26 protein-coding genes are annotated in these 25,869 nt (G+C 73.9%); 11 read left to right on the forward strand and 15 right to left on the reverse strand.

Annotated features, from left to right (window positions below; all coding sequences use genetic code 11):
• Positions 1-238: 238 nt before the first annotated feature.
• Positions 239-721 carry a CarD family transcriptional regulator gene (locus ACIGXM_RS02195; protein ID WP_030244332.1) on the reverse strand — a complete coding sequence of 161 codons (483 nt, stop codon included), beginning with the start codon at positions 719-721 and terminating at the stop codon, positions 239-241.
• Positions 722-1,241: 520 nt separating this feature from the next.
• Between ACIGXM_RS02195 and ACIGXM_RS02200 the strand changes: the two genes are divergently transcribed.
• Complete coding sequence (locus ACIGXM_RS02200; protein WP_396555890.1) at positions 1,242-1,940, forward strand: DUF461 domain-containing protein; 699 nt, start codon at positions 1,242-1,244, stop codon at positions 1,938-1,940.
• An 88-nt stretch (positions 1,941-2,028) separates the two neighbouring features.
• Here ACIGXM_RS02200 and ACIGXM_RS02205 read toward each other — a convergent pair whose 3' ends face one another.
• Complete coding sequence (locus ACIGXM_RS02205; protein ID WP_396555892.1) at positions 2,029-2,724, reverse strand: response regulator; 696 nt, start codon at positions 2,722-2,724, stop codon at positions 2,029-2,031.
• Complete coding sequence (locus ACIGXM_RS02210; RefSeq protein ID WP_396555894.1) at positions 2,721-4,004, reverse strand: sensor histidine kinase; 1,284 nt, start codon at positions 4,002-4,004, stop codon at positions 2,721-2,723. Before ACIGXM_RS02210 ends, ACIGXM_RS02205 begins: the two co-directional genes overlap by 4 nt.
• A gap of 273 nt (positions 4,005-4,277) precedes the next feature.
• On the opposite strand from ACIGXM_RS02210, the gene phoU reads away from it, so the two are divergent.
• Both phoU and ACIGXM_RS02220 read left to right on the forward strand, forming a co-directional pair.
• A complete protein-coding gene (gene phoU, locus ACIGXM_RS02215; protein WP_396555896.1) occupies positions 4,278-4,952 on the forward strand; it encodes a phosphate signaling complex protein PhoU in 675 nt (224 codons plus the stop codon).
• A gap of 140 nt (positions 4,953-5,092) precedes the next feature.
• Positions 5,093-5,278, forward strand: a complete 186-nt coding sequence (locus ACIGXM_RS02220; protein WP_396555898.1) for a hypothetical protein — start codon at positions 5,093-5,095, stop codon at positions 5,276-5,278.
• A gap of 64 nt (positions 5,279-5,342) precedes the next feature.
• Here ACIGXM_RS02220 and ACIGXM_RS02225 read toward each other — a convergent pair whose 3' ends face one another.
• Complete coding sequence (locus ACIGXM_RS02225) at positions 5,343-6,101, reverse strand: phosphoglyceromutase (protein ID WP_396555900.1); 759 nt, start codon at positions 6,099-6,101, stop codon at positions 5,343-5,345.
• A gap of 144 nt (positions 6,102-6,245) precedes the next feature.
• Here ACIGXM_RS02225 and ACIGXM_RS02230 point away from each other — a divergent pair, with 144 nt between their 5' ends.
• A complete protein-coding gene (locus ACIGXM_RS02230) occupies positions 6,246-7,613 on the forward strand; it encodes an MDR family MFS transporter (protein WP_396555902.1) in 1,368 nt (455 codons plus the stop codon).
• On the opposite strand, the gene ACIGXM_RS02235 is transcribed toward ACIGXM_RS02230, so the two are convergent.
• Entirely contained in the window at positions 7,543-8,094 is a 552-nt protein-coding gene (locus ACIGXM_RS02235; RefSeq protein ID WP_396555904.1) for a YbjN domain-containing protein, read from the reverse strand. The genes ACIGXM_RS02230 and ACIGXM_RS02235 overlap by 71 nt on opposite strands.
• 49 nt (positions 8,095-8,143) lie before the next feature.
• A complete protein-coding gene (gene mshA, locus ACIGXM_RS02240) occupies positions 8,144-9,394 on the reverse strand; it encodes a D-inositol-3-phosphate glycosyltransferase (RefSeq protein WP_396557338.1) in 1,251 nt (416 codons plus the stop codon).
• Between the two features lie 539 nt (positions 9,395-9,933).
• On the opposite strand from mshA, the gene ACIGXM_RS02245 reads away from it, so the two are divergent.
• Positions 9,934-10,656, forward strand: a complete 723-nt coding sequence (locus ACIGXM_RS02245) for a class I SAM-dependent methyltransferase (RefSeq protein WP_396557340.1) — start codon at positions 9,934-9,936, stop codon at positions 10,654-10,656.
• A 127-nt stretch (positions 10,657-10,783) separates the two neighbouring features.
• Here the strand turns inward: ACIGXM_RS02245 and ACIGXM_RS02250 are convergent, their stop codons facing one another.
• The gene (locus tag ACIGXM_RS02250; protein WP_396555906.1) at positions 10,784-11,395 is read right to left on the reverse strand and encodes an O-acetyl-ADP-ribose deacetylase; all 612 of its coding nucleotides are present in this window, start codon (positions 11,393-11,395) and stop codon (positions 10,784-10,786) included.
• Positions 11,396-11,621: 226 nt separating this feature from the next.
• Here ACIGXM_RS02250 and ACIGXM_RS02255 point away from each other — a divergent pair, with 226 nt between their 5' ends.
• On the forward strand, positions 11,622-13,376 hold the full coding sequence (locus ACIGXM_RS02255) for a PP2C family protein-serine/threonine phosphatase (RefSeq protein ID WP_396555908.1): 1,755 nt from the start codon (positions 11,622-11,624) through the stop codon (positions 13,374-13,376).
• 76 nt (positions 13,377-13,452) lie between these two features.
• Here ACIGXM_RS02255 and ACIGXM_RS02260 read toward each other — a convergent pair whose 3' ends face one another.
• From ACIGXM_RS02260 to ACIGXM_RS02270, 3 genes are all read right to left on the reverse strand, one after another.
• Positions 13,453-13,797 carry a DUF2516 family protein gene (locus tag ACIGXM_RS02260; protein WP_396555910.1) on the reverse strand — a complete coding sequence of 115 codons (345 nt, stop codon included), beginning with the start codon at positions 13,795-13,797 and terminating at the stop codon, positions 13,453-13,455.
• A gap of 114 nt (positions 13,798-13,911) precedes the next feature.
• Positions 13,912-14,448, reverse strand: a complete 537-nt coding sequence (locus ACIGXM_RS02265) for a hypothetical protein (protein ID WP_396555912.1) — start codon at positions 14,446-14,448, stop codon at positions 13,912-13,914.
• An 84-nt stretch (positions 14,449-14,532) separates the two neighbouring features.
• Complete coding sequence (locus ACIGXM_RS02270; RefSeq protein ID WP_396555914.1) at positions 14,533-14,883, reverse strand: helix-turn-helix domain-containing protein; 351 nt, start codon at positions 14,881-14,883, stop codon at positions 14,533-14,535.
• Positions 14,884-15,010: 127 nt separating this feature from the next.
• Here ACIGXM_RS02270 and ACIGXM_RS02275 point away from each other — a divergent pair, with 127 nt between their 5' ends.
• Positions 15,011-15,673, forward strand: coding sequence for a class I SAM-dependent methyltransferase (locus tag ACIGXM_RS02275; RefSeq protein ID WP_396555916.1), 663 nt, complete (start codon positions 15,011-15,013; stop codon positions 15,671-15,673).
• A gap of 112 nt (positions 15,674-15,785) precedes the next feature.
• On the opposite strand, the gene ACIGXM_RS02280 is transcribed toward ACIGXM_RS02275, so the two are convergent.
• The 3 genes from ACIGXM_RS02280 to ACIGXM_RS02290 all read right to left on the reverse strand — a co-directional run bounded on the left by ACIGXM_RS02280 (position 15,786) and on the right by ACIGXM_RS02290 (position 20,512).
• Positions 15,786-16,919 (reverse strand): MerR family transcriptional regulator, encoded by a 1,134-nt coding sequence (locus ACIGXM_RS02280; protein WP_396555918.1) that lies wholly within the window; start codon positions 16,917-16,919, stop codon positions 15,786-15,788.
• A 108-nt stretch (positions 16,920-17,027) separates the two neighbouring features.
• Complete coding sequence (locus tag ACIGXM_RS02285) at positions 17,028-17,228, reverse strand: hypothetical protein (RefSeq protein WP_396555920.1); 201 nt, start codon at positions 17,226-17,228, stop codon at positions 17,028-17,030.
• Positions 17,225-20,512 (reverse strand): SNF2-related protein, encoded by a 3,288-nt coding sequence (locus ACIGXM_RS02290; RefSeq protein WP_396555922.1) that lies wholly within the window; start codon positions 20,510-20,512, stop codon positions 17,225-17,227. The genes ACIGXM_RS02285 and ACIGXM_RS02290 overlap by 4 nt, the downstream gene beginning before the upstream one ends.
• Before the next feature lie 175 nt (positions 20,513-20,687).
• On the opposite strand from ACIGXM_RS02290, the gene ACIGXM_RS02295 reads away from it, so the two are divergent.
• The 3 genes from ACIGXM_RS02295 to dmpI all read left to right on the forward strand — a co-directional run bounded on the left by ACIGXM_RS02295 (position 20,688) and on the right by dmpI (position 22,582).
• Positions 20,688-21,296 carry a YceI family protein gene (locus ACIGXM_RS02295; RefSeq protein ID WP_396555924.1) on the forward strand — a complete coding sequence of 203 codons (609 nt, stop codon included), beginning with the start codon at positions 20,688-20,690 and terminating at the stop codon, positions 21,294-21,296.
• Positions 21,297-21,363: 67 nt separating this feature from the next.
• Positions 21,364-22,284, forward strand: coding sequence for a LysR substrate-binding domain-containing protein (locus ACIGXM_RS02300; protein WP_396555926.1), 921 nt, complete (start codon positions 21,364-21,366; stop codon positions 22,282-22,284).
• Between the two features lie 115 nt (positions 22,285-22,399).
• Positions 22,400-22,582, forward strand: a complete 183-nt coding sequence (gene dmpI / locus ACIGXM_RS02305) for a 4-oxalocrotonate tautomerase DmpI (protein WP_396555928.1) — start codon at positions 22,400-22,402, stop codon at positions 22,580-22,582.
• Positions 22,583-22,621: 39 nt separating this feature from the next.
• On the opposite strand, the gene ACIGXM_RS02310 is transcribed toward dmpI, so the two are convergent.
• A complete protein-coding gene (locus ACIGXM_RS02310) occupies positions 22,622-23,686 on the reverse strand; it encodes a LysR family transcriptional regulator (RefSeq protein WP_396555930.1) in 1,065 nt (354 codons plus the stop codon).
• 204 nt (positions 23,687-23,890) lie between these two features.
• Here ACIGXM_RS02310 and ACIGXM_RS02315 point away from each other — a divergent pair, with 204 nt between their 5' ends.
• Positions 23,891-25,255, forward strand: coding sequence for an MFS transporter (locus tag ACIGXM_RS02315; protein WP_396555932.1), 1,365 nt, complete (start codon positions 23,891-23,893; stop codon positions 25,253-25,255).
• Positions 25,256-25,313: 58 nt separating this feature from the next.
• Here the strand turns inward: ACIGXM_RS02315 and ACIGXM_RS02320 are convergent, their stop codons facing one another.
• Positions 25,314-25,844: a GNAT family N-acetyltransferase gene (locus ACIGXM_RS02320; RefSeq protein WP_396555934.1), complete on the reverse strand. Its 531-nt coding sequence runs from the start codon at positions 25,842-25,844 to the stop codon at positions 25,314-25,316.
• Positions 25,845-25,869: the final 25 nt, after the last annotated feature.

Below are 25,869 nucleotides of genomic sequence, written 5' to 3' on the forward strand. Positions count from 1 at the left end.
CGCCGCCTCTCGGGTACCGGCGTGGTTGGCGGCCCTCGCGAGGCGGCCTGGCCCGCGCGCACAGCGATCAGCACCGAGCGTTCCGCCGAGCACAGCGATCAGCACCGAGCGATCCGCACCGCGAAGCATCACCTTATCCGGGCATGCCGCAGCGCCCGGAGTGCCACCGCATCACCCGAGTCCTACCGACCCCGGGCGACGCCGCAGCGCCGGGCGCTGTGAACGGCAACCGCCGGCACTACGAGGCGAGCACCTCGTCGAGCAGCGTCTCCGCCTTGTCCTCGTTGGTGTTCTCCGCGAGCGCCAGCTCGCTGACGAGAATCTGTCGCGCCTTGGCGAGCATCCGCTTCTCGCCGGCCGACAGGCCGCGCTCGCGCTCGCGCCGCCACAGGTCGCGGACGACCTCGGCGACCTTGATGACGTCTCCCGACGCGAGCTTCTCCAGGTTCGCCTTGTACCGACGGGACCAGTTGGTGGGCTCCTCGGTGTACGGTGCACGCAGCACCTCGAAGACCCGGTCCAGACCCTCCTGGCCGACCACGTCGCGCACGCCGACGAACTCCGCGTTCTCCGCGGGGACGCGCAGCGTCAGGTCACCCTGCTGAACCTTCAGCACCAGGTAGGTCTTGTCCACACCTTTGATCTGGCGAATTTCGATGGCCTCGATCAGTGCAGCCCCGTGATGGGGGTAGACCACCGTGTCGCCAACCTTGAACGTCATGTGACAGGACCCCTTCCGTGGCTTTCCAGAATAACACGCTTTTCCGTCCACCCGAAGGGCGTTTTCGCAGGTCAGGGCCGGTCTCGGGGCTTGACAAGGACCCCTGCGACGTGCTGCGGCCACCCGCCGGGAGGGGCTTCTCGCAGGTCGGAGGCGGTTCGCGGAGCCGACGAAACCCGCGACCCGGTCCCCGAAACCGGCATTCGATCTTGGAGTCGACACCGGAATTTCGACGTTTCCGGATCGTGATCCGATCTTGACCGCCCCGCGCCCGGTCCGGGCCGCCCGGCGGGGCGCGCCCCGATCGGCCGCACCCCACTCGGTCGCGGCCGGCGCGACGCCGCCGGAGGCCGCTTGAACAGTCGCCCGAGCGCTGCGGTGTGACCCCGCACCACCCGTGGGCCGCCCCCGTCCGGGGGCCCAGCGGCGCGCCACGGGGCCACCCCGTGAGAAGCGGATAAGTGCGGTCGGTAATCTGAGCGCTGACCACTCGACACGCGACCAAGGAGATGCCGCCGCCGTGAGCCGCAGCCTTCGACGCGGCGGATCTGCCGCCATCGTTCTCGCCCTCGCCACCGTTTCGCTGTCCGCCTGCTCGGCCGGCCAGACCGCGGAGACCCAGCAGATCAAGCCGAACACCCCGGCCGTGACGCTGGGCAACGACCTCCGGCTGAACAGCATCGTCGTCGTCACCGCGCCCGACGCGACCCCCGACGCCCCCGGCCCGGCCACCGTCACCCTGAGCATCAGCAACACCGGCAGCAGCCCGGAGACGCTGCAGTCGATCACGGTGAACAACACCGCGGCGACCCTTGAGGACGCCACTGGCGCCACGGTGCCCAGCATCGTCGTGCCGGCCGGTGGCGCGGTGTCGTTCGGCAGCCAGGGCCAGCCGTCGGCCCACCTGGCCTCGATCCAGCTGCCGGTCGGCGGCTTCACGCCGACCTCGTTCACCTTCGACACGGCGGGCTCGGTGAGTGCCCAGGCGCAGGTCAGCCCGGCCACGGGATACCTCGCGTCGTACGGCCCGGTCGCCCCGTCGGCCAGCGCCTCGACCTCCGCCTCGGGCTCCCCGACGGCCTCCGGCAGCCCGTCCCCGTCGGCCGGTGCCTCCGCCTCGGGCTCGGCCGTCCCGTCGGCGACCGCCTCGGCCAGTGCGCCCGGTGGCACCGCCGCCGGTGCCGGCGCCTCGGCGACCGCCAGCGCGACGGCGCACTGACCCAGCGCGCGACGGCGCCCGCACAACCGACGGCCGAGGGCCTCGAACCCCAGGGGGTTCGAGGCCCTCGGCCGTCGGCTCGAGCGGTTTACGGCTCGAACTTGTAGCCCAGGCCGCGCACGGTGACCAGGTAGCGCGGCGCGCCCGGGTCCGGCTCGATCTTCGCCCGCAGCCGCTTGACGTGCACGTCCAGGGTCTTGGTGTCCCCGACGTAGTCCGCACCCCAGACCCGGTCGATCAGCTGCATCCGGGTGAGCACCCGGCCGGCGTTGCGCAGCAGCATCTCCAGCAGGTCGAACTCCTTGAGCGGCAGGTCGACCTTGCCGCCGTCCACGGTCACCACGTGCCGGTCCACGTCCATCCGGACCGGGCCCGCCTCCAGCGCGCCGGGGCCGGCGCCGTCGGTGCCCGGGCCACCGTCCTCGCCGCGGCGGCGGAGCACCGCGCGGATCCGGGCGACCAGCTCGCGGGTGGAGTACGGCTTGGTGACGTAGTCGTCGGCACCTATCTCCAGCCCGACCACCTTGTCGATCTCGCTGTCCTTGGCGGTCACCATGATCACCGGCACGTTGGAGCGCACCCGGAGCTGACGGCAGACCTCGGTGCCGGGCAGCCCGGGCAGCATCAGGTCGAGCAGCACCAGGTCGGCGCCGTTCCGTTCGAACTGCTCCAGCGCGTCGGGCCCGGTGGCGGCGACGGCCACCTCGAAGCCCTCCTTGCGGAGCATGTACGAGAGGGCGTCGCTGAACGACTCCTCGTCCTCGACCACCAGTACTCGGGTCACGATCGGGCCTCCGGGGCAGGAATGGGGGTTGCGGTTGTCGGTCGGTCGTCCTGCGCCGGCGCGGCCGACGCGGGGTTCTGTCCGGCGGGGAGCCGGACGGTGAAGGTGGAGCCCTGGCCCTCGACGCTCCAGACCGAGACGGTCCCGCCGTGCGAGGCCGCCACGTGCTTGACGATGGAGAGTCCGAGGCCGGTCCCGCCGGTCGCCCGGGAGCGGGCCGGATCCACCCGGTAGAAGCGTTCGAAGATCCGCTCGCGGTCCTTCTCCGAGATGCCGATGCCCTGGTCGGTCACCGAGATCTCGATCAGTTCGCCGTCGGCCTCGCCGATCGCGGCGGCGCTGGCTATCCGGCGGGTGGCGATCGCCACCCGGGTCCGCGGCGGGCTGTAGTTGACGGCGTTCTCGACCAGGTTACCGAGTGCCGCGGCCAGCTGGCCGCGGTTGCCGTGCAGGTAGAGGCCGGCGATGCCGCCCGCGGCGATGTGGATCTGCTTGGCGGAGGCCTGCTGGCGGCAGCGGTCCATCGCCTCGGCGATCAGCTCGTCCACCGGCACCGGTTCCGGATCCATCAGCAACTGGTCGTCCTGGACCCGGGAGAGGTCGATGATCTCCTGCACCAGGCTGGCCAGCCGGGTCGCCTCGATCTGCATCCGGCCGGCGAAGCGCTGGACCGCCTCCGGGTCGTCGGACGCGTCGGCGACCGCCTCGGAGAGCAGCGAGAGCGCCCCCACCGGGGTCTTCAGCTCGTGGCTGACGTTGGCCACGAAGTCGCGCCGGACCGCCTCGATCCGCTTGCGCTCGGTGAGGTCCTCGACCAGCACCAGCACCAGCCGGGAGCCCAGCGGGGCGACCCGGACCGAGACCGCCAGCGGCTCGCCGGTCCGTGCCACGCCCGGCCGCGGCACGTCCAGCTCGACCTGGCGGATCTCGCCGTCCCGGCGGGTCGCCCGGGCCAGCGCGAGCATCGGCTCGACCGCCACCGCGCCACCGCGGACCAGGCCCATCGAGTAGGCGGCGGAGCTGGCCTTGACCACCTCGTCGCCGTCGCCGAGCACGATCGCGCAGGAGCGCAGCACGGACAGCACGGTGTCCACACCCGGCGGGAGAGCCGGCTCCGGAAGGGGGGAGGGCACCGCCGAACCGGTGCTTCGCCTGCCGTTGCCGCTCCTGCTGCCCCGGGACTGTTCGCGCTCGCTCCAACGGAAGGCGATGGCGGCCGTGAGACCGACGCCGAGCCCGGCGATGGCGCAGGCAGCGGCGGCAGCCACATTCACGTCCATGCCGACCAGCCTAAGCGCAAGGTCCTGGCCCGCTGAAAGCGTCAGATCAAGGCATTGGCCGCCCGTTGCCGAGAATTCACCTTCAGGTAGCCACTGGTTCACTGCCCCGGCCGTGGCTGGTCGCCCGGACGGCCCAGGCTGATCCGCGCGGCCCCGTGTGGGTCGGTGGCGCGCGTACAGTGCCCGCCACCAGCAGCGGCCGTCCGCCCCACCGTGGACCGCCCGGTCGGCACCGCCACCGACACAGCCAGGCAGTAAGGAGAGAGGACAGCGATGCGCGACACCTACCACGAGGAACTCGACTCGATCGGCGACAGCCTGGTCGAGATGGCCCGGCTGGTCGGTTCGGCGATGGGCCGAGCCACCACCGCGCTGCTCGACGCCGACCTGGCCCTGGCCGAGAGCGTGATCGCGGCGGACGACAAGGTCAACGCGCTCCACCACGACCTGGAGAGCCGGGCGATCGACCTGCTGGCCCGGCAGCAGCCGGTCGCCACCGACCTGCGGATCGTGGTCACCTCGCTGCGGATGAGCGCCGACCTGGAGCGCTGCGGCGACCTGGCCCGGCACGTCGCCAAGGTGGCCCGGCTGCGCTACCCGCACACCGCGGTGCCGAACGACCTGCACCCGATCCTGCTGGAGATGGGCCAGCTCGCCCAGCGGCTGGTGGCCAAGGCCGGCCAGGTGATCGCCACCAAGGACGTCGAGGCGGCGCTGGAGCTGGAGCGCGACGACGACGCGATCGACGAGCTGCACCGCGAGCTGTTCGCGCACCTGATCGACGATCGCTGGCAGCACGGCATCGAGACCGCGGTGGACGTCACCCTGGTCGGCCGGTACTACGAGCGCTTCGCCGACCACGCGGTCTCGGTCGCCAAGCGGGTGGTCTTCCTGGTGACCGGTGAGCACGCGGACGAGTTCAAGGCGGAGAACGCGGCCGGCGAGTAACCAGCGGGATCAGGCGCGGGGCGCACGGGGGCACCGACTCCCCACCCCTGCGCGCCCGTTGACGCCCCTTCCGGCGGAGAGCTTCACTCAAGGGGTGGGCAGAGGCGCTCTGCCCACCTGATCGAGGAGGGCTCCGCAGCATGACCACCACCCCCACCCGGCCCGTCCCCACTCCCCGCCCCGCCGAGCCGGCCCGCTGCCGCACCCGGCCGACACTCCTGCTGCTCGGGGCCTGCGGCTGCGGGCCCGGCTGCGGCTGCGGCTGCCAGTCCGGCGCGCCCTGCCAGTGCGGCGGCGCGGACGGGGGCTGCTGCGGCGGACACTGACCGTCGTCGGCGCTGAACGACGAAGGCCCCCGCATCCGTGCGGGGGCCGTCGTCGTTCAGTGCCTTACTTCTTGCCCTGGTTCTTCACGGCCTCGATGGCGGCCGCGGCGGCCTCGGCGTCCAGGTAGCGGCCACCCTTGGCGACCGGCTTGAAGTCCGCGTCCAGCTCGTAGACCAGCGGGATGCCGGTGGGGATGTTGAGACCGGCGATGGCCTCGTCGGAGATCCCGTCCAGGTGCTTCACCAGCGCGCGCAGGCTGTTGCCGTGCGCGGTGACCAGCACGGTCCTGCCCGCGGCCAGGTCCGGCACGATCGCGTCGTACCAGTACGGCAGCATCCGCTCGACGACGTCCTTGAGGCACTCGGTGCGCGGGCGCAGCTCGCTCGGGATGTCGGCGTAGCGCGGGTCGTCGGACTGCGAGAACTCGCTGCCGTCGGCCAGCACCGGCGGCGGGGTGTCGTACGAGCGGCGCCAGAGCTGGAACTGCTCCTCGCCGAACTCGGCCAGGGTCTGCGCCTTGTCCTTGCCCTGCAGGGCGCCGTAGTGGCGCTCGTTCAGCCGCCAGCTGCGGCTGACCGGGATCCAGTGGCGGTCGGCCTTGTCCAGCGCGATCTGCGAGGTGCGGATGGCGCGGCGCAGCAGCGAGGTGTGCACCACGTCCGGGAAGAGGCCCTCGGAGGCGAGCAGCTCGCCGCCGCGCGCGGCCTCCTTCTCGCCCTTCTCGTTGAGGTCGACGTCGACCCAGCCGGTGAACAGGTTCTTCTGGTTCCACTCGCTCTCGCCGTGGCGGAGCAGGATGAGTCGGTAGGTCGTGTCAGCCATGCGGCACAGCTTAATAGAGGCGAATAACAGGTGGCCGGGCCCAAAGGCCTTGCAGTAAGTTGCGCATGCCAGTTGTGCCACTTACCGACCCGCGCTCCGGTCCCCACGCCCGGGCGCGGGACGCCCGCTGTCGGGGGAGCCCTCATGCCCGTGCCCGGTCCGTCCGCGTCCAGCCCATCCGCCCCCGAGTCGTCCGGCTCCGAGCCGTCGACGGCCGGGGGTCCGGCTCGCCGCGCCGACCGGCTGCGCCGGGCCGCCGCCGAGTCGGTCGGCGGACTCCCCCGGGCCTTCTGGTGGCTCTGGACCTCGACGCTGGTCAACCGGCTCGGCGGCTTCGTGGTGCCGTTCCTGGCTCTCTACCTCACCGTCGAGCGCGGGTACTCCGCCTCCTACGCCGGCCTGGTCGCCTCGCTCTTCGGGCTCGGCGCGGGCGTCGGCGCGATCATCGGCGGGGTTCTCACCGACCGGGTCGGCCGGCGGCCCACCCTGCTGACCGCCCAACTGCTCACCGCGGCCAGCACCGCGGCGCTGGGTTTCGCCCACGGGCAGCTGGTGATCGCGGTGGTGGCGCTGCTGGTCGGGCTGAGCAGCAACGCCTCGCGCCCGGCCGTCGCGGCGGTGATCGCGGACGTGGTGCCGGCCGCGGACCGGGTCCGGGCCTACGCACTCAACTACTGGGCGGTCAACATCGGGTTCGGCGTCTCGGCGGCGGTGGCCGGGCTGGTGGCGGAGCACGGTTACCTGACGCTCTTCGTGGCGGACGCGCTGTCCACGCTGCTCTGCGCGGTGGTGGTGTTCGGCCGGATCCCGGAGAGCCGGCCGGCCGAGGGACCCGCCACCGCTTCGTCGGAGCCGGCGGAGCGGCGGGTCGGTCTGCGGACGGTCTTCCGCGACCGGGGTTTCATGCTGCTGGTCGGGGTGACCTTCCTGCTCGCGCTGGTCTACCAGCAGGGCAGCACCACGCTGGCGGTCGGCATGAGCGAGGCCGGCCTGAGCACCGCCCGGTACGGGCTGGTGATCGGCCTGAACGGGCTGCTGATCGTGGTGCTGCAGATCCCGGTGACCCGGCTGGTCAAGCACCACGACCGCACCCGGCTGCTGGTCGCCGGGGCGCTGCTGACCGGGTGGGGCTTCGGGCTGACCGCCTTCGCCGGAGCCTCGGCACTCTGTTACGCGGCGAGCGTGGCGGTCTGGACGGTCGGCGAGATCGTCCAGGCGCCGGCCAGCATGGGGCTGGTCGCGGAGCTCTCGCCGGCCGGTGCGCGCGGGCGCTACCAGGGCGTCTTCTCGCTCGCCTGGTCCGGGGCGTCCTTCCTGGGCCCGGCCGCGGGCGGCTTCCTGCTGCAGCACACGGGCGGCCGGACGGTCTGGGGCGCCTGCGCGGTGCTGGGGACGCTCGCGGCGATCGGCTACCTGGCACTGGGCCGGGTGGCCCGTCCGGTCAGCCCTGCCGCGGCGGCTCCTGCCGCGACTCCCGCCGGGGCTCCTGCTCCGGCCGGGCCAGGTGCGTGAAGGCCGCCAGGTTGCGGGTGGACTCCCCACGCTTGGTCCGCCACTCCCACTCCCGGCGGATCGCCGAGGCGAAGCCCAGCTCCAGCAGCGTGTTGAACGGCTCGTCGGCGTTCTCCAGCACGGTGCCGAGCAGCCGGTCCACGGTGTCCGCGCAGAGCGCCTCCAACGGCAGCCGGCCGGTCAGGTAGACGTCGCCGAGCGCGTCCACCGCGTACGCCATGCCGTACAGCCGGGTGTTGCGCTCCAGCAGCCAGCGGAAGACGGCCTCGTGGTTCTCGTCCGGGCGGCGGATCACGAAGGCGTTCAGCGAGAGGGTGTGGTCGCCCACCCGCAGTGCGCAGGTGGTGCTGAGCTTGCGGGTGCCGGGGAGGGTGGCGACCAGGGTGTAGCGGTCGCCGACGGCGGGCTCCCACGGCACGCCGGCCTCGTCGAGCGCGGCGCCGAGCAGGCTGAGGGCCTCGTCCTTGGTACGGGTTGCCATGGCAGGTGACGTTACCCGTTGGTAGGGGCCGGCGCAGCCGTCGGTCCGCTCAGTGCCGACGGCGGCTGCCGAGCCGCCCGGCCGGGCGGGCCAGCGCGCCCGCGTACACCTCCGCCGTCGCGGCGGCGGACGCGCCCCAGCCGAACTCCACCGCGCGCCGGGCCGCCGCCGCGCCCTGCCGGGCCACCAGCTCGGACCGCTCCACGTACGGCTCCAGCGCCCGGGCCCAGTCCCGCTCGTCGTGCCCGTCGACCAGCCGGCCGGTCTCGCCGTCCCGGACCGCCACCGGCAGCCCGCCGACCGCCGCCGCCACCACCGGCGTGCCGCAGGCCTGCGCCTCCAGCGCCACCAGGCCGAAGGACTCGCTGAAGGAGGGCATCACCAGCGCGGTGGCCGCCCGGTACCACTCGGCCAGCTCGGTCTGGCCCACCGGCGGGTGGAACCGCACCACGTCCCCGATCCCCAGCTGGGCGGCGAGCTTCTGCAGGCCCTGCGGCTTCGCCAGGCCCGTCCCGGACGGCCCGCCGACCACCGGGACGACCAGCCGCTCGCGCAGCTCCGGCCGCTGCTCCAACAGCGCGGAGACCGCTCTGAGCAGCACGTCCGGGCCCTTCAGCGGCTGTATCCGGCCGGCGAAGAGCAGCACCGCGGCCTCCGCCGGCAGGCCCAGCCGGGCCCGGGCGGCCCGTCGGTCGCCGGGGCGGAAGACGTCCAGGTTGACCCCGGGGTGGACCACCGCGAGCTGGTCGGCCCGGGCGCCGTAGTGCCGGGAGAGTTCGTCGGCCTCGTCGGCGGTGTTGGCGATCAGCCGGTCGGCGGCCTCGACCACCTGGGTCTCGCCGATCACCCGTGCCGCGGGCTCGGGCGTGTCGCCCTCGGCCAGCGCGGCGTTCTTGACCTTGGCCATGGTGTGCATGGTGTGCACCAGCGGCACACCCCAGCGCTCGGCCGCCAGCCAGCCGACCTGGCCGGACAGCCAGTAGTGGGAGTGCACCAGGTCGTAGTGGCCGGGCCGGTGGCCGGCCTCGGTGCGCAGCACGCCGTGGGTGAAGGCGCAGAGCTGGGCGGACAGGTCCTCCTTGACCAGCCCCTCGTACGGGCCCGCGGTGACGTGCCGGACCAGCACGCCGGGGGCCAGCTCCACGGTCGGGGGGAGGTTCGAGGCGGTGGCCCGGGTGAACACCTCGACCTCGATGTTGAGCGCGGCGAGGCGCCGGGCCAACTCCACGATGTAGACGTTCATGCCGCCGGCGTCGCCGGTGCCGGGCTGGTGGAGCGGGGAGGTGTGGACGCTCAGCATGGCGACCCGGCGCGGGCGGCGGGCCCGGCCTCCGGTGAGCGCGTGCAGGCGGCCGCGCACGGGCGGCGGGGTCAGGCGATCGCGCCGCGCCGCCGCGACGGGGTGCTGGATCACTCGGCTGAAGCCTCCCTGGTCTCCCGGCCGAGCGCGCCCGTGCTGGCGTCGCCGGTACCGGTCGGTCCCTCGTTCTGTCGCACTGCGCGTCGTCCTGCGCCGTCGTGGTGGGCCGTCGTGGTGGGCCGCGGTACCCGGCCGGCGGACCTGAGTCGGCCCGTCAACAGGATGACAACCGCGGCGGGGTCGGGCGGCATTCCCGGGCGGGCCCACGCTTCCACCGGGTTCGGCGCTTCGGGGGGTCGGCCACGTACCCTGCGGGCATGGCTTCCTTCGACCCCGGCTCCTTCGGGCACCCCGCCAGACACCGGACGTCGAAGTCCCCGACCTCCCAGCCGGCCGGTACCGCCGGTGCCATCCCCGCCCAGCGCCGCCCGGTCGGCGCCGTCACCCGCGGCACCACCAACACCAACCGGTTGCGCCGGATGGACCGCTGGATCGTCCACACCCTCGGCCCCGCGCTGCGCGCCGCGCACCACCCGCCGGTCGCCGTGGACCTGGGCTACGGCGCCGCCCCCTGGACCGCCGTCGAGCTGTACGGACGGCTGCGCGCCGCCCGGCCGGACATCCGGATGGTCGGCATAGAGATAGAGCCGTCCCGGGTGGCGGCCGCGCTGCCGTACGCCGTGCCGCCGGCGCTGACCTTCCGCCGCGGCGGCTTCGAGGTGCCGCTGGACGGCGGGTCCGCCCAGCTGATCCGGGCCGCCAACGTGCTGCGGCAGTACGAGGAGGAGGCGGTCGAGGCGGTCTGGGAGCGGCTCCGCGCGCGGCTCGCACCGGGCGGACTGCTGGTGGAGGGGACCTGCGACGAGATCGGCCGCCGGCACGTCTGGGTGGCGCTGGGGCCCGAGGGGCCGCGGACGGTGACCTTCGCGGCCCGACTGGGCGGTCTCGAACGGCCGTCCGACCTGGCCGAGCGGCTGCCCAAGGCGCTCATCCACCACAACGTCCCGGGCCGCCGGGTGCACCGCTTCCTCACCGAGTTCGACCGCGCCTGGGCGGCCGCGGCGCCCTACGGCGCGTTCGGAGCCCGGCAGCGCTGGGTCGCCGCGTGCACCGCGCTGGCGGGCGACTGGCCGCTGCTGGACGCGCGCGGGCGGTGGCGGCAGGGCGAGATCACGCTGCCCTGGGTCGCGCTGGCGCCCTGAGCCGGGTTCCAGGCCGGGTGCCATCGATTCACTCGAACGAGTTATCGAATACCTCTGGCATGTTGACGCACGGTCAGTCCACTATGGGGTCTCACCTGGTGACGCTCCTTGACTCGATCAGACCCGATCAGACCGCCGACCCCGCGGGGCCGAGCCCCAGCGCGCCCCGCACTCGCTCGAACACGTCGTACGCCTCCGCCCCGAACAACACGAACCGCACCTCCATCCCAGCCACCTCCTGCCCCACGGTCTCCCCTCCCCCTTCGTCCGCTCCTCCTTTGTCCGCCTCCGCACCGGCCAGGTTCGCCGCCACCGTCGACAGCGCGATCCTCGCCGCATCCTCCATCGGCCAGCCGTACACCCCGGCCGAGACCGCCGGGAAGGCCACACTGCGCGCGCCGAGCTCCCGCGCCACCCGCAGCGACTCCCGATAGCAGGACGCCAAGAGCTCGGCCCTGCGCTCGTAGTCGTCCACCAGGTACACCGGCCCCACGGTGTGCACGACGTACCGGGCCGGCAGGCGTCCCGCAGTGGTCGCCACCGCCTGACCGGTCGCGAGCCCCTTGCCGTAGTGCGACGCCCTGAGCCGGCGACACTCCGCGAGGATCTCCGGCCCACCCGCCCGATGGATCGCACCGTCCACCCCACCGCCACCCAGCAGTGCCGTGTTGGCCGCATTGACCACGACGTCCACCTGCTGCCGCGTGATATCACCCTGCACCAAAGTGATCTGCGTCACGGCAAGCCCTCTCTCCCGCAGTCGGGCTGTGGCCGACGCCACAGCCCCTCGGACCAGCCAACCGCCCCCTCCACGGGCGTGGCAATAACCACATCCGCACCGACCAACAACGGAAAAGACCAGAGATCACGTTATGGTCGCGAGAAGTTCCCTGACTCGCGGCGCCGTGCGGGCACTGCGCACGGACCGCAGCCGTTACCCCGTCAGGGAAAGGGAGGAACCATCCGTGCCCGCTACGGGAGACGGGCAGCGCACCGGCGCCGAGAGCCGGTCCAGCGGCCCGGCAGCCACCGACGTGCGCCAGCGCGTGAGTCCGCCGTGCCCCGGTCCGGGAGCCGCCCCCTTCACGCGCAAGGACCTCGACGGCCTGGAGAAGCCCGGGGCGGCGGGCGACCTCGCCGAGCTGAACAGCCTCGACGGCTTCGGCGGCCCCACCGGCCGCGGCCCACACGACGCCGCCGCACTCTCCGCTCCCGGCGCCGCATCCGTCCTGTCCACCGACCTCGGGGCCACCCTCGTGCCATCCTCAGGCTCCCTCCCCCTCCCCGGCCCGCGGGCCACCGACCGTCCCGGTAACACCGACCGGTCCAGCGCACCGCTCAAGCTCCTGGTGATCGAGAGCGACACCTCCGACGCGAAGCTCATCGAGGAACTGGTCGCGGCGAGCGGCACCCCGGTCGAGCTCTACTGGGCGCGCGGGTTGAGCCAGGCGGCCACCCTGCTGGCCCCGCCGAGCGGCGGGCCCGGTCGGCGCGGGCGGACCCGACCGGTCGAGTTCAGTTGCGTGCTGGTGGACCTCGCCGCCGGGCTCTCCGCCCTGCCCTCCGATCACGCGGACACCGGCCCGGGCGACCGTGCCGCCGCCGACTCGCCCGCCGCCGACCCCCTGGACGGGCTGCGCGATCTGCTGCGCCGGGCCCCGCACACCGCCGTGGTCGTGCTAACCGACGCCGCGGATGCTCAGCTGGGCCCCGCCGCGGTGGCCGCCGGCGCCCAGGACTTCCTGATCAAGACCGAGACGGACGGTCCGCTGCTGGCCCGCGCCCTGCGCTACGCCGTCGAGCGCAAGCGCGCCGACGAGTCACAGCGGCGCCTGGTGGAGGCCGAGCTGCGCGGCCAGGAGAACGCGCGGCTGCAGCGCCATCTGCTGCCCACCCCACTGCTCGACGGGGCCAACCTCTCCTTCACCCGCCGCTACCGGCCGGGCCGCCGGCGCGCCCTGCTCGGCGGGGACTTCTACGACGCGGTGCGCACCGACGACGGCTCGGTGCACGTGGTCATCGGCGACGTCTGCGGCCACGGCCCGGACGAGGCCGCGCTCGGGGTCGCGCTGCGGATAGCGTGGCGGACCCTGGTCTTCGCCGGTCTCACCGGCCAAACCCTGCTCACCACCCTCCAGCACGTCCTGGAGCACGAGCGGCGCAGCGACGAGATCTTCGCGACCCTCTGCATGCTGGTCATCTCACCGGAGGAGCTGCCCGACCAGGCCGCGCCCTCGCACGGCAGGTCCGGCGGCAACCGCGGCGGGCGACCGCCGGCCGCCCGCTCCGCCGAGGCGGACCGGCCCGCCCGGGAGCACGCCGAGGTCTACCTCGCCGGCCACCCGGCCCCGCTGCTGATGAGCGCGACCGGACGGCCCGTGGTGGTCCCGGCCGAGCACGCGGGTCCCGCCCTCGGGCTGCTGCCCTGCGACGACGTCGCGGCCGGCTGGCCGCCGTACCACCTTGACCTGGAGCCCGGCTGGAGCCTGCTGCTCTACACCGACGGGCTGATCGAGGGCCGGGTCGGCGCCGGATCGCGCCGCCTGGGCCAGGACGGGCTGGTCGGCCTGATCGGCGACCACCAGGCCGGCGGACTGAGCCGCGGCCGGCTGGTGGACAGCGCGATCGCCGAGGTGGAGGAGTTGAACGGCGGCGCGCTCACGGACGACGTGGCGGTGCTGCTGCTGGAGCGCAACCCCGCTCCCCTGCTGATGGGCTGACTGCCAGTCAGGGCCGTCTTCATCGTCGGGCCCCATCAGCGGGGAGCGGGCGGCTACCGTGTTCCCCCTCCGGCCGTCACCAGGGGCCGTACGGGCCGGTGTTACGGCGGTCGCCGCGGCCCCGGCCGTCCGTCAGCGCCTTGATCGCGGGCCGGACGTCGACCATGTACACGATCGCCGCGACCAGGCCCGCCAGGGTGAGGAAGCTGCCCATGATGTTCGCGCCGAAGAGCAGGTCCAGCCCGAGCGCGGCGGCGAGCAGGACCAGCCAGAAGGTCTTGCTCTTCTTGTCCGCCGCCCGGTAGGCGTCCTCCCGGCGGACCGCGGCGTCGACGAGGGCGAACGCCTTGAAGAGGATCACGGCCATGGAGAGCCACCAGAACGGATTCAGCAGGTTGACGTACGTGATGTAACCCACCACGGTCTCCTCTCGGCTCTTGCCGTCATCACCACAGCTGACTTCCCACGGCTGTGTCTCTCAATCCTCACACGCCCGCGCCACAAGCTCGGGCGCCGTCATCCCGGGCGCCGTCGCTCACTCCTCGCCGGCGGGCTTCTCGGCGGCCGAAGCCTTCCGCGGCCGGGCCGGCCTGCGGGACTGAGCCGGCGCCCCCTCCTCGACCAGCTCGGCCTCCACCGGCTCGTCGAGCGGCACGACCTCGGCCGGAGCGCCGGCCGCCTCCGCCGCACCGCCCGGACGCCCCTTCTCCACCACGACCTTGCCCCGCTCGGCCAGCTCGTCGTAGACCTCCTTGGCCTTGACGGCGAGCTCCGCGGCCCGGCCCACCTGCTGCAGCGCGAGGGTCTGCGCCCGCTCCTGCAACGACCGCAGGTCGGTCGGCAGGGCGCCCACCGACCCCACCACCTTGGACTGGGCGTCCGCCAGCCGCGTCTGCACCTCGTGCAGGGTGGCGGTGGCCAGCTCCTGCGCCCCCTTGCGATCACCGGTCAGCGCCTCGACCCGCCCGGGCACCTCGCGCAGCTTCTCGTACGCCAGCTCCCCGGCGCCCGCCAGTGCGTAGAGCGGCGTGGGGTCGCTCAGGGTCTTCTTGATCTCGTCGGTGATGGGCATCTGCTGCTCTTCCTCTCCGTCCGAACCGTCCGGCCGACGCACCCGATGCGCGCCGCCGCGTCCCCCTCGTCCCCCGGGCCGCGCTCAGCCCTCCGCGTTCTCCTTCACAAAGGCCTCGTACACCGCCAGCAGCGCGTGCTTCTGCTGCTCGTTGATCGCGGCGTCCGCCAGGATCGCGCTCCGGAGGTCCGCCCCACCCACCGGCCGCTCCTCCAGAATCCCGGCCTGCACGTAGAGGGTCTCGGCCGAGATGCGCAGCGCCTTGGCGATCTGCTGCAGGATCTCCGCACTCGGCTTCCGCAGCCCCCGCTCAATCTGGCTGAGGTACGGATTCGACACACCCGCGGCCTCCGCCAACTGGCGCAACGAGTACTGCGCGTTCCGCCGCTGCTCCCGGATGTACTCACCCAACGAGCCCACGTTCAGTGAAGCCATGCCCCCATCCTGCCACGCCTGCTTGCAAATGCAAGCAGGCGAGCAAGCGCTCGGCGGAGCGCGTCACCGTGGTCGGGTGAGGGCCGGTGGGGCGCCAGTCGCCGGCAGGGGGCTACCGTCCTCGGGTATGACGGAAGCGACCTACCTGCACGCCACTCGGACGGCCTACGACATCGTCGCCGTCGACTACGCCGAGCTCCTCAGCGCGGAACTGGAGGCCAAGCCGCTGGACCGCGCGATGCTCACGACGTTCGCCGAACTCGTACGGGCCTCGGAACTCGGACCGGTCGCCGATCTCGGCTGCGGCCCCGGCCGGGTGACGGCACACCTGCACTCCCTCGGAGTGACCGTCTTCGGCATCGACCTGTCCGCGGAGATGGTCGCGGTGGCCCGCCGGACGCACCCGGACCTCCGGTTCGAGGAGGGATCGATGACCGCCCTGGACCTGGCGGACGACGTTCTCGGCGGCGTCGTCGCCTGGTACTCGACCGTCCACACCCCGCCGGAGCTGCTGCCGACGGTCTTCGCGGAGTTCCATCGGGTACTGGCCCCGGGCGGCCATCTGCTACTCGCCTTCAAGGTCGGCGATGAGCGTCGGCACCTCGAGCAGGCATACGGCCACGAACTGTCGCTCGACGTCTACTGGATGCCCCCGGACCACGTCGCCGAGCTGCTGGACGAGGCCGGGCTCGTCGTGGACGCGCGGCTGATCCGTGAGCCCGACGAGAGCGAGCGGCCCCGGCAGGGCCAGCAGGCGTACTTCCTGGCCCGCAGGCCGGGGAAGCCGTAACCGTCGACCCGCGAGTCGGCTCCCGCCACCGGCCGCCCCAGGTCGCCGAGTCGGTCGAGGCCCGGCCGGGCCGATGGTCGGCGAGGAGGCGGGCCCTCGGCCGACGCCGGTCTCAGGAGGTACGTCCACCGACAGCCGTGTGACCACAGCGGACTGGCATCAGGAGCGAGAACGGCCCTTCACCCGAGGCTGGGCGGATGGCCAGCGGGCTGACGGGGCCGCCGAGTTCGAGAAGCAGTTGCTCCTGGGCGGGCGCGGCGAGAGCCTGCAGGAGGTACTCCTGGTTCACCGCCAGGCGCAGGGGTTCGGCCTCGGTGGGCGTGGAGTGGTCCGTGCCCGGGTCGGCGGCCACTCGGAGGGAGCCGTCGCCGTTCAGTACCAGAACGGTCAGCGGGACCTCGGCTCCGTCCGGGGTGGGCTGCTGGTGGCGGGTCGGACCGGCGAGCACGGCGCGCCGCAGCTCGGCGGCGGCCACCGGGACCCGATGGGCGGGGTCCAGCCGGATCAGCCGGCGGTAGTCGGGGAAGTCCAGCTCCAGCCGCCGGCCCTCGACCGTCCGACCGTCGGCTTCGGCCGACAGCCGGTCGCCCGAGAGCGTGAGGGTCAGCTCGTCGCCGCCGACCGCCTCGGCCAGCGCGCGGATCTGGTCGGCGAGCGCGGTCGGGACCAGCACGCTGAGCGCCCCACCCGCGCCGGCGTGCACGGTGGCCCGGGCGACCGCGATCCGGTAGCGGTCGGTGCCGACCAGGCGCAGTGCGTCGCCGTCCAGGTCGAACAGGACACCGCCGAGCATCGGCAGTTCGGGTGCGGTGCTCACCGCGAAGCGGACGGCGGCCAGTGCGGCGGCCAGCTCGGTACGGTCCACGGTCAGCCGGATGGCGGGCGGTACGGTCATCGGATGCTCCCTCTGGTCGAGCAGGTCTCGGACTGTGGAGAGCTCGCGACGCGCGTCGGCCAGGCCGTCCTCCAGTCGCCGCAGGTGCGCGTCGAGCACTCGGCGGGCGGCGTCGGAGCCGGCGGGGGCGGTCAGTACCAGGCGGATGTCCGCCAGCGGCAGCCCCACCCGGCGCAGCCGGCAGAGCAGCCGGGCGTCGGCCAGCTGGTCGGGCGCGTACCAGCGGTAGCCGGTCTGCGGATCCACCCGGGCCGGGCCGAACACACCCGCGCCGTCGTAGAACCGCAGCGCGCTGACGCCCAGCCCGCTCTCCCTGGCCAGTCGGCCGATGCTGTACATCTCGCTCTCCACACCGAGGACTCTGCGGGCTCGACCAGGTCGAGGGTCAAGCGCCACGGGGGGCGGGGTCGGGAGTGGAGGCGGGTCCGACGTCACGAGGTCGCCGTCATGAGGTCGCCGTCAAGAGGTCATCGCACGGTAGAGCGGGGCGAGCAGGTCGGCGAGGTTGCGGCCATGTACGGTGATGTCCGGACGGGCCAGCCGGTCGGGGGGCAGGTCCGGCGAGCGGGTGCCGGAGGAGTCCGCGTCGCCCGTGTCGTGCAGCGTGAAGTCGCCCTCCCAGTAACCCTCCAGGCCCTCCGTCATGCCTGCACCGGTCATGCTTCCACCGCCTCCTCCGCCAGCGTGAGCAGTTCACGCAGCTCCGCGACCGGGAGTTCGGTCAGCCACTGCTCGCCGGGCCCGGTCACGGTCTCGGCCAACGTCCTTTTGGCCACCGTCAGTTCGGCGATCCGCTCCTCCACCGTGCCGACGCAGACCAGGCTGCGGACCTGGACGTCGCGGCGCTGACCGATCCGGTGGGCCCGGTCGGTGGCCTGTTGTTCGACCGCCGGGTTCCACCAACGGTCCAGGTGGATCACCTGGTTGGCGGCGGTGAGGTTGAGCCCGGTGCCGCCCGCCCGCAGCGAGAGCAGGAAGACCCCCGGACCGTCCGGGCGTTGGAACCGCTCGACCAACGCGTCGCGCTGCCGGGCCCCCAGGCCACCGTGCAGGAAGAGCACCTCGGTGCCGAGCCGCTCCGCCAGATAGGGCTGGAGCATGGTGCCGAACTCGGCGTACTGGGTGAAGACCAGGGTGCGGTCGCCCTCGGCCAGCGCCTCGGCCAGGATCTCCTCCAGCCGGGCGAGCTTGCCGGAGCGGCCGGCCAGCGCCGAGCCGTCGTGCAGCAGGTGGGCCGGGTGGTTACAGACCTGCTTGAGTTTGCCGAGGGCCGCCAGCACGGTGCCCTTCCGCTCGACGCCCTTGATCCCCGCCACCCGCTCCAACAGGTCGGCCAGCACGGCCTGGTAGAGGCCGGCCTGCTCGGCGGTGAGGGTGCACCAGACGGTCATCTCCTGCTTGGCGGGCAGCTCGGCCGCCACCGCGGGGTCGCGCTTGAGCCGGCGCAGGATGAACGGCCTGGTCCGGCGCTGGAGTTCGGCCATCCGCTGCGGATTGCCGTGCTGCTCGACCGGGATGCCGTAACGCTCCTTGAAGGCCGCCGCCGAACCGAACAACCCCGGGTTGGCGAAGTCGAGGATGGCGTGCAGCTCGGCGAGCCGGTTCTCCACGGGGGTACCGGTCAGCGCGATCCGGTGTTCGGCGGGGAGCGAGCGAAGCGCGCGGGACTGGGCGGCGGCGCTGTTCTTCACGGCCTGCGCCTCGTCGGCGATCACCCGGTGCCAGCGGATCGCGCGCAACTGGTCGGCGTCACGCGGGAGCAGACCGTAGGTGGTGATCACCAGATCGGCGCCGGCCACGGCGGCGCGCAGCTCGTCGCCGGCGGGGCGCTCGGCGCCGTGGTGGACGTGCACTCGCAGCATCGGGGCGAACCGGGCCGCCTCGCGGCGCCAGTTGCCGACCAGGGAGGTGGGGCAGACGAGGAGGGTGGGACGGGACGCCTCGGAATCCTCGGCGCGCTCGGCGTGCTCGGCGTGCTCGGCGTGCCCGGCGTGCTCGGCGTGCCCGGCGTGCTCGATGGCGAGCAGGGCCAGGGTCTGCACGGTCTTGCCCAGGCCCATGTCGTCGGCGAGTACGGCACCCAGGCCGAGCCGGCCGAGCGAGCGCAGCCAGGCCACTCCGCGCTCCTGGTACGGGCGGAGTGTGGTGCCGAACTCGGCGGGGAGCCGCACTTCGCCGGCCGCCGCCGGGCCGCCGCCGCCGAGGAGGTCACCGAGTACACCGGTGGCGTGGACCGGGCCGACCGGCAATCCGGCCACCGAGGCCTTCGGGTCCAGCGCCAGCCGTAGCAGCCGGTCCGCGGGCAGCTCGCCCTGCCCCTCCCGAGCCAGGAAGTCGACGGCGGCCGCGATCTGCCGGGCGTCCACCTCGATCCACTGCCCGCGGATCCGGACCAGTCCCTGCTTGGCGGCCGCCAGCTGGGCGAGTTCGTCCGCGGTGAGCGGCTCGCCGTCGACGGCGAGCCGCCACTGGAAGGCCAGCACCGCGTCGCGGTTGATCCGGCTCGCGGTCTCCACCGCACCGGGCGTGGCCACCCGGGCGGCGAGCGCCATCCCCAGGCGGGGCCGGCGCTGCCACCAGCTGGGCAGCAGCACACCGAACCCGGCGCCGGCCAGTACCGGTGCTGCCTCGCGCAGGAAGTCGAGCGCTTCGGCACGGTCGAGTTCCAGGGCCTCGGGACGGGCGGCGCGCCGCGCGGGCGCCAGCTCGGCGCGGCAACGCACCGCGCGGTCCAGCTCGGTGAGGTAGGCCGCCTGCGGGTCGGCGACCCGGCGCTCGAAGGCGGCCAGCGCGGCGCCGCCGGCCCACAGGTCGGCGGCGGTCACCAGGAGGGAGGGCTCGTCCACCGCCTGGATGAGGAAGTCGAGGCGCCAGCGGCCGTCGGACGGACCGGTCCGGGGGTCGGTGGAGTCGGTGAGGTCGGTGAGGTTGCGGCGGGTGGGGTCGGTGGAGTCGGGGCCGGGGCCGGTGGAGTCGGGGCCGAGTGGTTCGACCAGCCGTAGGCAGAGCCGGACCGGGGCGGCGGTGTCCGGTCCCGAGGCGTACCAGGCGGCGAGCCGCGCGGCCAGCTCGTCGAAGGCGGCCTGCTCGGCCGCGGTCACCGCGGCCGCGGCCCGCCCGGTGCCGGCGGCCGGGGTGACCAGCCGGCCGTCCGGGGAAGCGAGTGCGGCGAACCACCGCTCCACCAGGGGCTCCCCGCCCGGGGCGGTCGGCTGGCGGTCGTCCCGGGCCACCGGCGCCTGGGCGGCCAGGGCGGCCCGGGCCTCGTAGTCGGTCAGGGCGTCGAGCACCTCCGTCAGCAACTCCGTCCCCGAGCGGGCGCCGCGCCCGACCCGGGGGCACCCGTCCGCCAGCGCGGTCGCCTCGCGGCGGGCGGCGGCGTCCGGCACCGGCTGCCAGCGCGCGTGGGCCACGCCGTCCTCGCGTACCAGGGCCGGCAGCACCTGGCCGCGCCCGATCAGCCGCCAGGCCAGGTCGTGCACCCCGGTCAGCCAGCGCAGCGAGGCCCCGTACGCGACGTCCACCCGGCCGGCTCCGGGCAGCTCGGAGGTTGTCAACGCCCAACGGGGATCGAAGAGTTCGCCGAGCAGCTGGGCCGCCTCGGCGGTCTCGAAGAGCAGCACCGGCACCCGCCAGTCGTGCAGCGAGACCCCGCCCGCCCGTCGACTGCCGAGCAGCTCCGGCGACGGGGTGGGCGCGCCGCTGAACGAGGGCAGCGCGAGCGTGACCCAGCGTTCCATCGCCTGGCCGGCCAGCCACTCCAGCCCGGGCCCGATCCCGGCCAGCAGCTCGGCGAGCGGTCCGGCCGGGCAGGCGAAGGGGTGCGGACGGACGTCGCCCGAGCCACCGGGGACCGGGCCGGTCACCGCGGCCGCGGCCCGGGAGTCCTCGACCCAGAGGGCGAGTCGGGATCCCGGCTGCCAGAGGCCGTGCACGGCGAACATAGGAACTGGCCCTTCGGTGGCGAACTTCTCCGCAGCCTAGCCGCGACCCCCGACACTCGCGCCGTCACCCGATCGGAGGATAGTGGTTGAACCTTGAACCAAATCGGGCTACCGTGGAGACAAGAAGTTGAAGCCTCAACAAAAGGCTTCTGATCCCATGATCCGAGGAGAAGCCATGAGCCTGTTCCACCGCAAGAGCACCGCCGCCGCTGCCACCGCCGCCACGGTCAGCGGTCCGGACCTCTCGCACCTGACCGGCGACTACACCGTCGACCCCGCGCACAGCCGGCTCGGCTTCACCGTGCGGCACGCCATGGTCACGAACGTGCGCGGCGAGTTCACCGACTACGAGGGCCGGCTGCACCTGGACGGCGGAAACCCGGCCGCCTCCAGCGCCGAGCTGGTGATCAAGGTCGCCAGCGTGGACACCAAGAACGAGCAGCGCGACGGCCACCTGCGGACCGGCGACTTCTTCGCGGCCGAGAGCCACCCCGAGATCACCTTCCGCAGCACCCGCACCGAGCGGCTCGACTCCGACAGCTACCGGATGACCGGCGAGCTCACCATCAAGTCGGTGACCCGCCCGGTCGTGCTGGACCTGGAGTTCACCGGCACCGCCACCGACCCGTACGGGATCGAGCGGGTCGGCTTCGAGGGATCGGCCACCGTCGACCGCACCGACTTCGGGCTCACCTACAACGCCGCGCTGGAGACCGGCGGCGTGCTGATCGGCGAGCGGGTCAAGCTCAGCTTCGACATCTCCGCCGTCCGGGCCCAGGCCTGAGTCCGCCCGCACCGGCCCGCCCCCACCTGCGGCAGGATGGCCGCGGACCGGGAGACGGGGAGGGCCGATGGAACTACGGCAGGTGCGGTACTTCGTGGCCGTGGCGGAGGAGCTGCACTTCGGCCGCGCCGCCGAGCGGCTGGTGATCGGTCAGCCCGCGGTGAGCCAGCAGATCCGGCGACTGGAAAGGGAGTTGAAGGTCGAGCTGTTCGACCGTACGCCCCGGCTGGTCCGCCTCACCGCGGCGGGCCAGGCGTTCCTGCCGGCCGCCCGGGCGGTGCTGGCCGCCGAGGACTCCGCCCGTGCGGTGGCCGCCGAGCTGGCGGCCGGACGGCTGGGCGAGTTCCGGCTCGGCACCGTCACCGGCCTGGGCGAGCGGCTGGACCGGGTGCTCGACGCCTTCCAGCAGCACGCGCCCGGAGTGCGGGTCGAGCTGATCTCGCTGCCGATCCAGGAGCGGCTGGCCTGGCTGGCGGACGGCCGGCTGGATGCCGCCTTCATTCGCGCGGCCAGCCCGGACGGCTCCCCCGGGCTGCGCCACCACCAGCTCTGGCGCGACGAGTTGGTCGCCGCCGTGCCCACCCGGCACCCGCTCGCCGCCCGCCCCGCGGTGGAGTTGGCCGACCTCGCCGGGCTGCCGCTGCGGTTGACCGAGCGGCGCAACCACCCGGCCCTGGTCGACCTGGTACTGGACGGCTGCCGGCGGGCCGGCTTCGAACCGGTGCAGAGTCCGGCCCCGGGCAGCCTGCAGGACATCCTGGCGGCGGTCGGCTCCGGGGCCCCGATGTGGAGTGTGGTGTACGCGGCGAACGCGCGGATCACGCGGGCCCCGCGGGTCACCTTCGTGCCGTTCGCGCCGCCGGGGCTGGCACTGCCGGTGTCGCTGGCGGTCCGGGCGGGCACGGCGTCGGACCGGGTCCGACTGGTGCTCGACGCCTGCCGCCAACCGTCCACCACGCCTGCCACCAGCGACGATCAGGATTCGTGATCGCTGTCGGAGTGATTCGGGTCTGGGTCGCGACCGGGGTGCCGCGATGGACTGTTCCCCGTCGGCAGGAGACACCGGAAGGGCCGGTGCCGGCCGATTCACCGAGGAGCAGACCATGCCCATCGTCACCGTCCAGCAGGGCCCGCGCACCGTCGAGCTCAAGCGCGAGCTGGTCGCCAGGATCACCGACGCCTTCGTGGCGGCCTACCAGATCCCGGCCGAGACCGTGCAGGTCTGGATCCACGAGGTGCCCACCGACAGCTGGGGCGCGGCCGGCCGGTTGACCGCCGACAAGTGACCGACGTCGGACGCCAACTGCCCTCCTGGGGCTGAGCGTTCAGGCGGGGGCGTCGGTTGCGCGGGGTTCAGCCGACGCCCCTCCGGTTCCCGCTCCGGCCGTCACCGGTCCCATGACGGCCACCGCCGGTCCCGCCCCCGCCGTCGCCAGCAGGGCCGCGTCCTCCGCGGCCAGCCAACTGCCCGGCGGGCGCCGCAACCAGGCCTCGCGATCACCCAACTCCCGTGCGTGCGCACACAACAGCGCGAGCCCCGGGGCAACCGGGCCCGACCGGTGGACCAGGCCGAGCAGGGTGAGCGGCACCGGATCCACCAGCGGCCGGGTCAGCACGCCGGGAATCCGCGGGCCGCCCAGCGTGGTGAGCATCGGGTGGCCGTGTCGGGCCAGGTAGCGCGCCGTCTCCTCCACCCCGACCGGCGGTGCGGACGGTGGCGCGGCCGTCAACCCGTGGGCGGCCAGCAGGCGTTCGCCGAGGTCGGTCCACTCCGTGGTGGCCGGATTGCCCGCGCAGATGTCCACCGGGTGACCGGCGAGGTCGGCGAGGCGCACGGCCGCCCGTCCGGCCAGCGGGTGCTCCGCCGGCAGCAACAGCGCCAACCGCTCCAACCGGACCGGCCGGTGGACCAGCCGTTCACGCACCGCGGCCGGCAGCCCGCTGTAGCAACCGAACGAGACGTCCAGCCGGTGTGCGAGCAACTCCCTCGTCGCGGCCGCCAGTCCACCGTGGTAGCGGGCCAGCAGTTCGAGCCGCGGCGCGGCCGAGCGGGCCGCCGCGAGGATCCGCACCGCCGTCAGGTCGTCGCCGGTCACCTCGCTGTTGAGGTCCACCAGCAGCGGCCGGTCCGCCGCCGGAGCCAGCATCTCGTCCTGGATCGCCAGCAACCTCCGCGCCTGCGGGAGGAGTTGCTCGCCCGCCGGGGTGAGCGCCACGCTGCGGGTGGTACGCGCGAAGAGCTCCCGGCCGAGCAGTCGTTCGAGGGTCCGGACGTCCCGGCTGAGCGCCTGCTGGGCGACGTGCAGCCGAGCCGCCGCCTGGCCGAAGTGCAGGGTCTCGGCGGTCGCGACGAAGCCGCGCAGCAGACGGGGGTGCAGGTCGACGGGCATGGCCGCAGGGTAACAACGCGGCGCGGCACGACGATCGCCGAGAACCTGCGGGCGAACCGGCGGGCGAACCGGCAGGCGGGCGGGCGAGGACCACCAGCAGGACTGACAACGAGAGTGCGTCAATGCGCGGGAACAGGTGTTGGACCGGCCGGCGGGTGGACGGCCAGGCTGGGGGCACCGCCGATCAGCCTCCCCGGGAGAACCGTGTTCTCGTCGTACCGTCGTGTCCTCGCCCACCCCGGCGCCCTGGCCTTCACCCTCGGCGGCCTGGTCGCCCGGCTGGGCGGCGGCATGCTGGGCATCAGCACGCTCAACGCGATCGCCCAGCTGCGCGGCTCCTACGCGCTGGCCGGCGCGGTCGCCGCGGCCGGATCGGTCGGGGTGGCGCTCTGGCTGCCGCTGCTCGGGCGGCTGGTCGACCGCCACGGACAGGCCCGGGTCGCGCTGCCCGCCGCGCTGCTCGGCGTCCTGCCGCGGGCCGGACTACTGCTCTGCCTGGGGACGGGCGCACCCGACTGGCTGCTGCTCACCTGCGCGTTCACCGCTTCGGCCGGCCCGAACCTGGGCGGGATGGCCCGGGCCCGCTGGGCCCACCTGCACCGGAGCGACCCGGCGGCCCGGCACGCCGCCGCCTCGCTCGAACAGGCGCTGGACGAACTCTGCTTCCTGGCCGGGCCGGCGCTCGGCATGCTGCTCTGCGACACCCTCTTCCCGGCGGCCGGGCTGCTGGCCGCCGGTGTGCTCGGCACGGTCGGCACGCTGCTGTTCGCGGCGCAGCGGCGGACCGAACCGCCGCTCGCGGTCACCGCGGCGGCCCCGAGGGCCGGGTCGCCGCTGCGGGCACGCGGCGGCGGCGTGCTGCTCGGCGCGTTCCTGGCCACGGGGGCGGTCTTCGGCGCGCTGGAGGTCAGCACGGTCGCGTACGTCTCCGCCGGTCCCGGGCACGGCCACCGGGCCGCCGCCGGCTGGCTGTTGAGCCTGCTCGCGGCCGGCTCCTGCCTGTCGGGGCTGGTCTTCGGGACCAGGCCGGCCCGGCGCGCGCCGGACGTCCGGTTCCGGCTCGGGCTCGCCGCGATGAGCGGGCTGCTGCTGCTCCCGCTGGCGGCCGGCCGGTGCGGCGCGGGCACCGGGATCCTGGCGGTCGCGCTCCTCCTCGCGGGCACCGGCACCGCGCCCACCATGGTGACCGGCATGACGCTGCTCCAGGACCTGCTGCCGCCGGGCACCCTGAACGAGGGGATGGCGCTGGCCGTCTCCGCACTGCTCACCGGCATCTCGGCCGGCTCGGCACTCGGCGGCCTGATCGCCCAGCACGCCGCCGCCTCGGGCACCGGCTACGCCCTGGCCGTGACGGCCGCGCTGCTCGCCCTGCTGACGGCGACGGCCGGTCGCCGGCGCCTGCGCGCGAGCCCGCCCAGCACGCCGAGGCCCGGCACCCCGACGAGCCGGACCCCTGTGACCGGCACGTCGACGACCGGCATGCCGACGGCCGCCCCCGAGCGAGCGCGGCGTCGTGCCGGGTGGGCACCGGAGACCTGGGCCGGTGCCCGGGCCGGGTGGGGCGGGTGACGGGGACCGGGCGCGGGGTGATCGTCCCGGTCCACACCCACCACGGATCAACCCCCGGCTACGGCCGCGCCCAGGTGTACTCGTACTCGGGCAGCTCGAAGCCGCCCGGGAAGGGCGCCCGGCGCTCGTCGGTCCGGACGCCGCCGCAGCGCTCGTAGAACGCGACGGCACGCCGGTTCTCCCGCAGCACCTCCAGGTAGAGCGCCGCGCCCGGGTGCGCGGACGCGACCCAGGAACGGGCCGCGCCGAGCAGCGCCGTCCCGATGCCGCCGCCGGTGAGGCCGGGACGGACGTGCAGGTTGTCGACGAGCACCCGGCCGTCCGGCTGCGGGACGAGGTAGCCGAAGCCCACCGGCTCGCCCGACCCGTCCTCGGCGACCAGCAGGAGCGGCGTCGCGGCCGGCTCGCCGTAGTCGACGGTGAGCCGGAGCTCCCACAGCTCCCGCCGCTCCGCGAGCAGCCCGTCCCCCAGCGCCTCGGGCGGGACGATCCCGGCGTAGGCGGTGCGCCAGCTGGCCGCGTGCAGCGCGGCGACGGCCGGGGCGTCGGCGGCCGTCCCGGTGCGGATGGCTGTCTCGGTGTCGATCACGGCCCCGAGCCTGTCACACTCCGGA

The sequence above is a fragment of the Kitasatospora sp. NPDC052896 genome, assembly GCF_044547075.1.
Classification (GTDB): Bacteria; Actinomycetota; Actinomycetes; order Streptomycetales; family Streptomycetaceae; genus Kitasatospora.

Bases quoted from the DNA above. Each gene is read 5' to 3' on its own strand.
- ACIGXM_RS02195 (WP_030244332.1), bottom strand. From the start codon at position 721: ATGACGTTCAAGGTTGGCGACACGGTGGTCTACCCCCATCACGGGGCT.
- ACIGXM_RS02210 (WP_396555894.1), bottom strand. From the start codon at position 4,004: ATGGACGTGAATGTGGCTGCCGCCGCTGCCTGCGCCATCGCCGGGCTC.
- phoU (WP_396555896.1), top strand. From the start codon at position 4,278: ATGCGCGACACCTACCACGAGGAACTCGACTCGATCGGCGACAGCCTG.
- ACIGXM_RS02220 (WP_396555898.1), top strand. From the start codon at position 5,093: ATGACCACCACCCCCACCCGGCCCGTCCCCACTCCCCGCCCCGCCGAG.
- ACIGXM_RS02225 (WP_396555900.1), bottom strand. From the start codon at position 6,101: ATGGCTGACACGACCTACCGACTCATCCTGCTCCGCCACGGCGAGAGC.
- ACIGXM_RS02230 (WP_396555902.1), top strand. From the start codon at position 6,246: ATGCCCGTGCCCGGTCCGTCCGCGTCCAGCCCATCCGCCCCCGAGTCG.
- ACIGXM_RS02235 (WP_396555904.1), bottom strand. From the start codon at position 8,094: ATGGCAACCCGTACCAAGGACGAGGCCCTCAGCCTGCTCGGCGCCGCG.
- mshA (WP_396557338.1), bottom strand. From the start codon at position 9,394: ATGCTGAGCGTCCACACCTCCCCGCTCCACCAGCCCGGCACCGGCGAC.
- ACIGXM_RS02245 (WP_396557340.1), top strand. From the start codon at position 9,934: ATGGACCGCTGGATCGTCCACACCCTCGGCCCCGCGCTGCGCGCCGCG.
- ACIGXM_RS02265 (WP_396555912.1), bottom strand. From the start codon at position 14,448: ATGCCCATCACCGACGAGATCAAGAAGACCCTGAGCGACCCCACGCCG.
- ACIGXM_RS02270 (WP_396555914.1), bottom strand. From the start codon at position 14,883: ATGGCTTCACTGAACGTGGGCTCGTTGGGTGAGTACATCCGGGAGCAG.
- ACIGXM_RS02275 (WP_396555916.1), top strand. From the start codon at position 15,011: ATGACGGAAGCGACCTACCTGCACGCCACTCGGACGGCCTACGACATC.
- ACIGXM_RS02285 (WP_396555920.1), bottom strand. From the start codon at position 17,228: ATGACCGGTGCAGGCATGACGGAGGGCCTGGAGGGTTACTGGGAGGGC.
- ACIGXM_RS02290 (WP_396555922.1), bottom strand. From the start codon at position 20,512: ATGTTCGCCGTGCACGGCCTCTGGCAGCCGGGATCCCGACTCGCCCTC.
- ACIGXM_RS02295 (WP_396555924.1), top strand. From the start codon at position 20,688: ATGAGCCTGTTCCACCGCAAGAGCACCGCCGCCGCTGCCACCGCCGCC.
- ACIGXM_RS02300 (WP_396555926.1), top strand. From the start codon at position 21,364: ATGGAACTACGGCAGGTGCGGTACTTCGTGGCCGTGGCGGAGGAGCTG.
- dmpI (WP_396555928.1), top strand. From the start codon at position 22,400: ATGCCCATCGTCACCGTCCAGCAGGGCCCGCGCACCGTCGAGCTCAAG.
- ACIGXM_RS02310 (WP_396555930.1), bottom strand. From the start codon at position 23,686: ATGCCCGTCGACCTGCACCCCCGTCTGCTGCGCGGCTTCGTCGCGACC.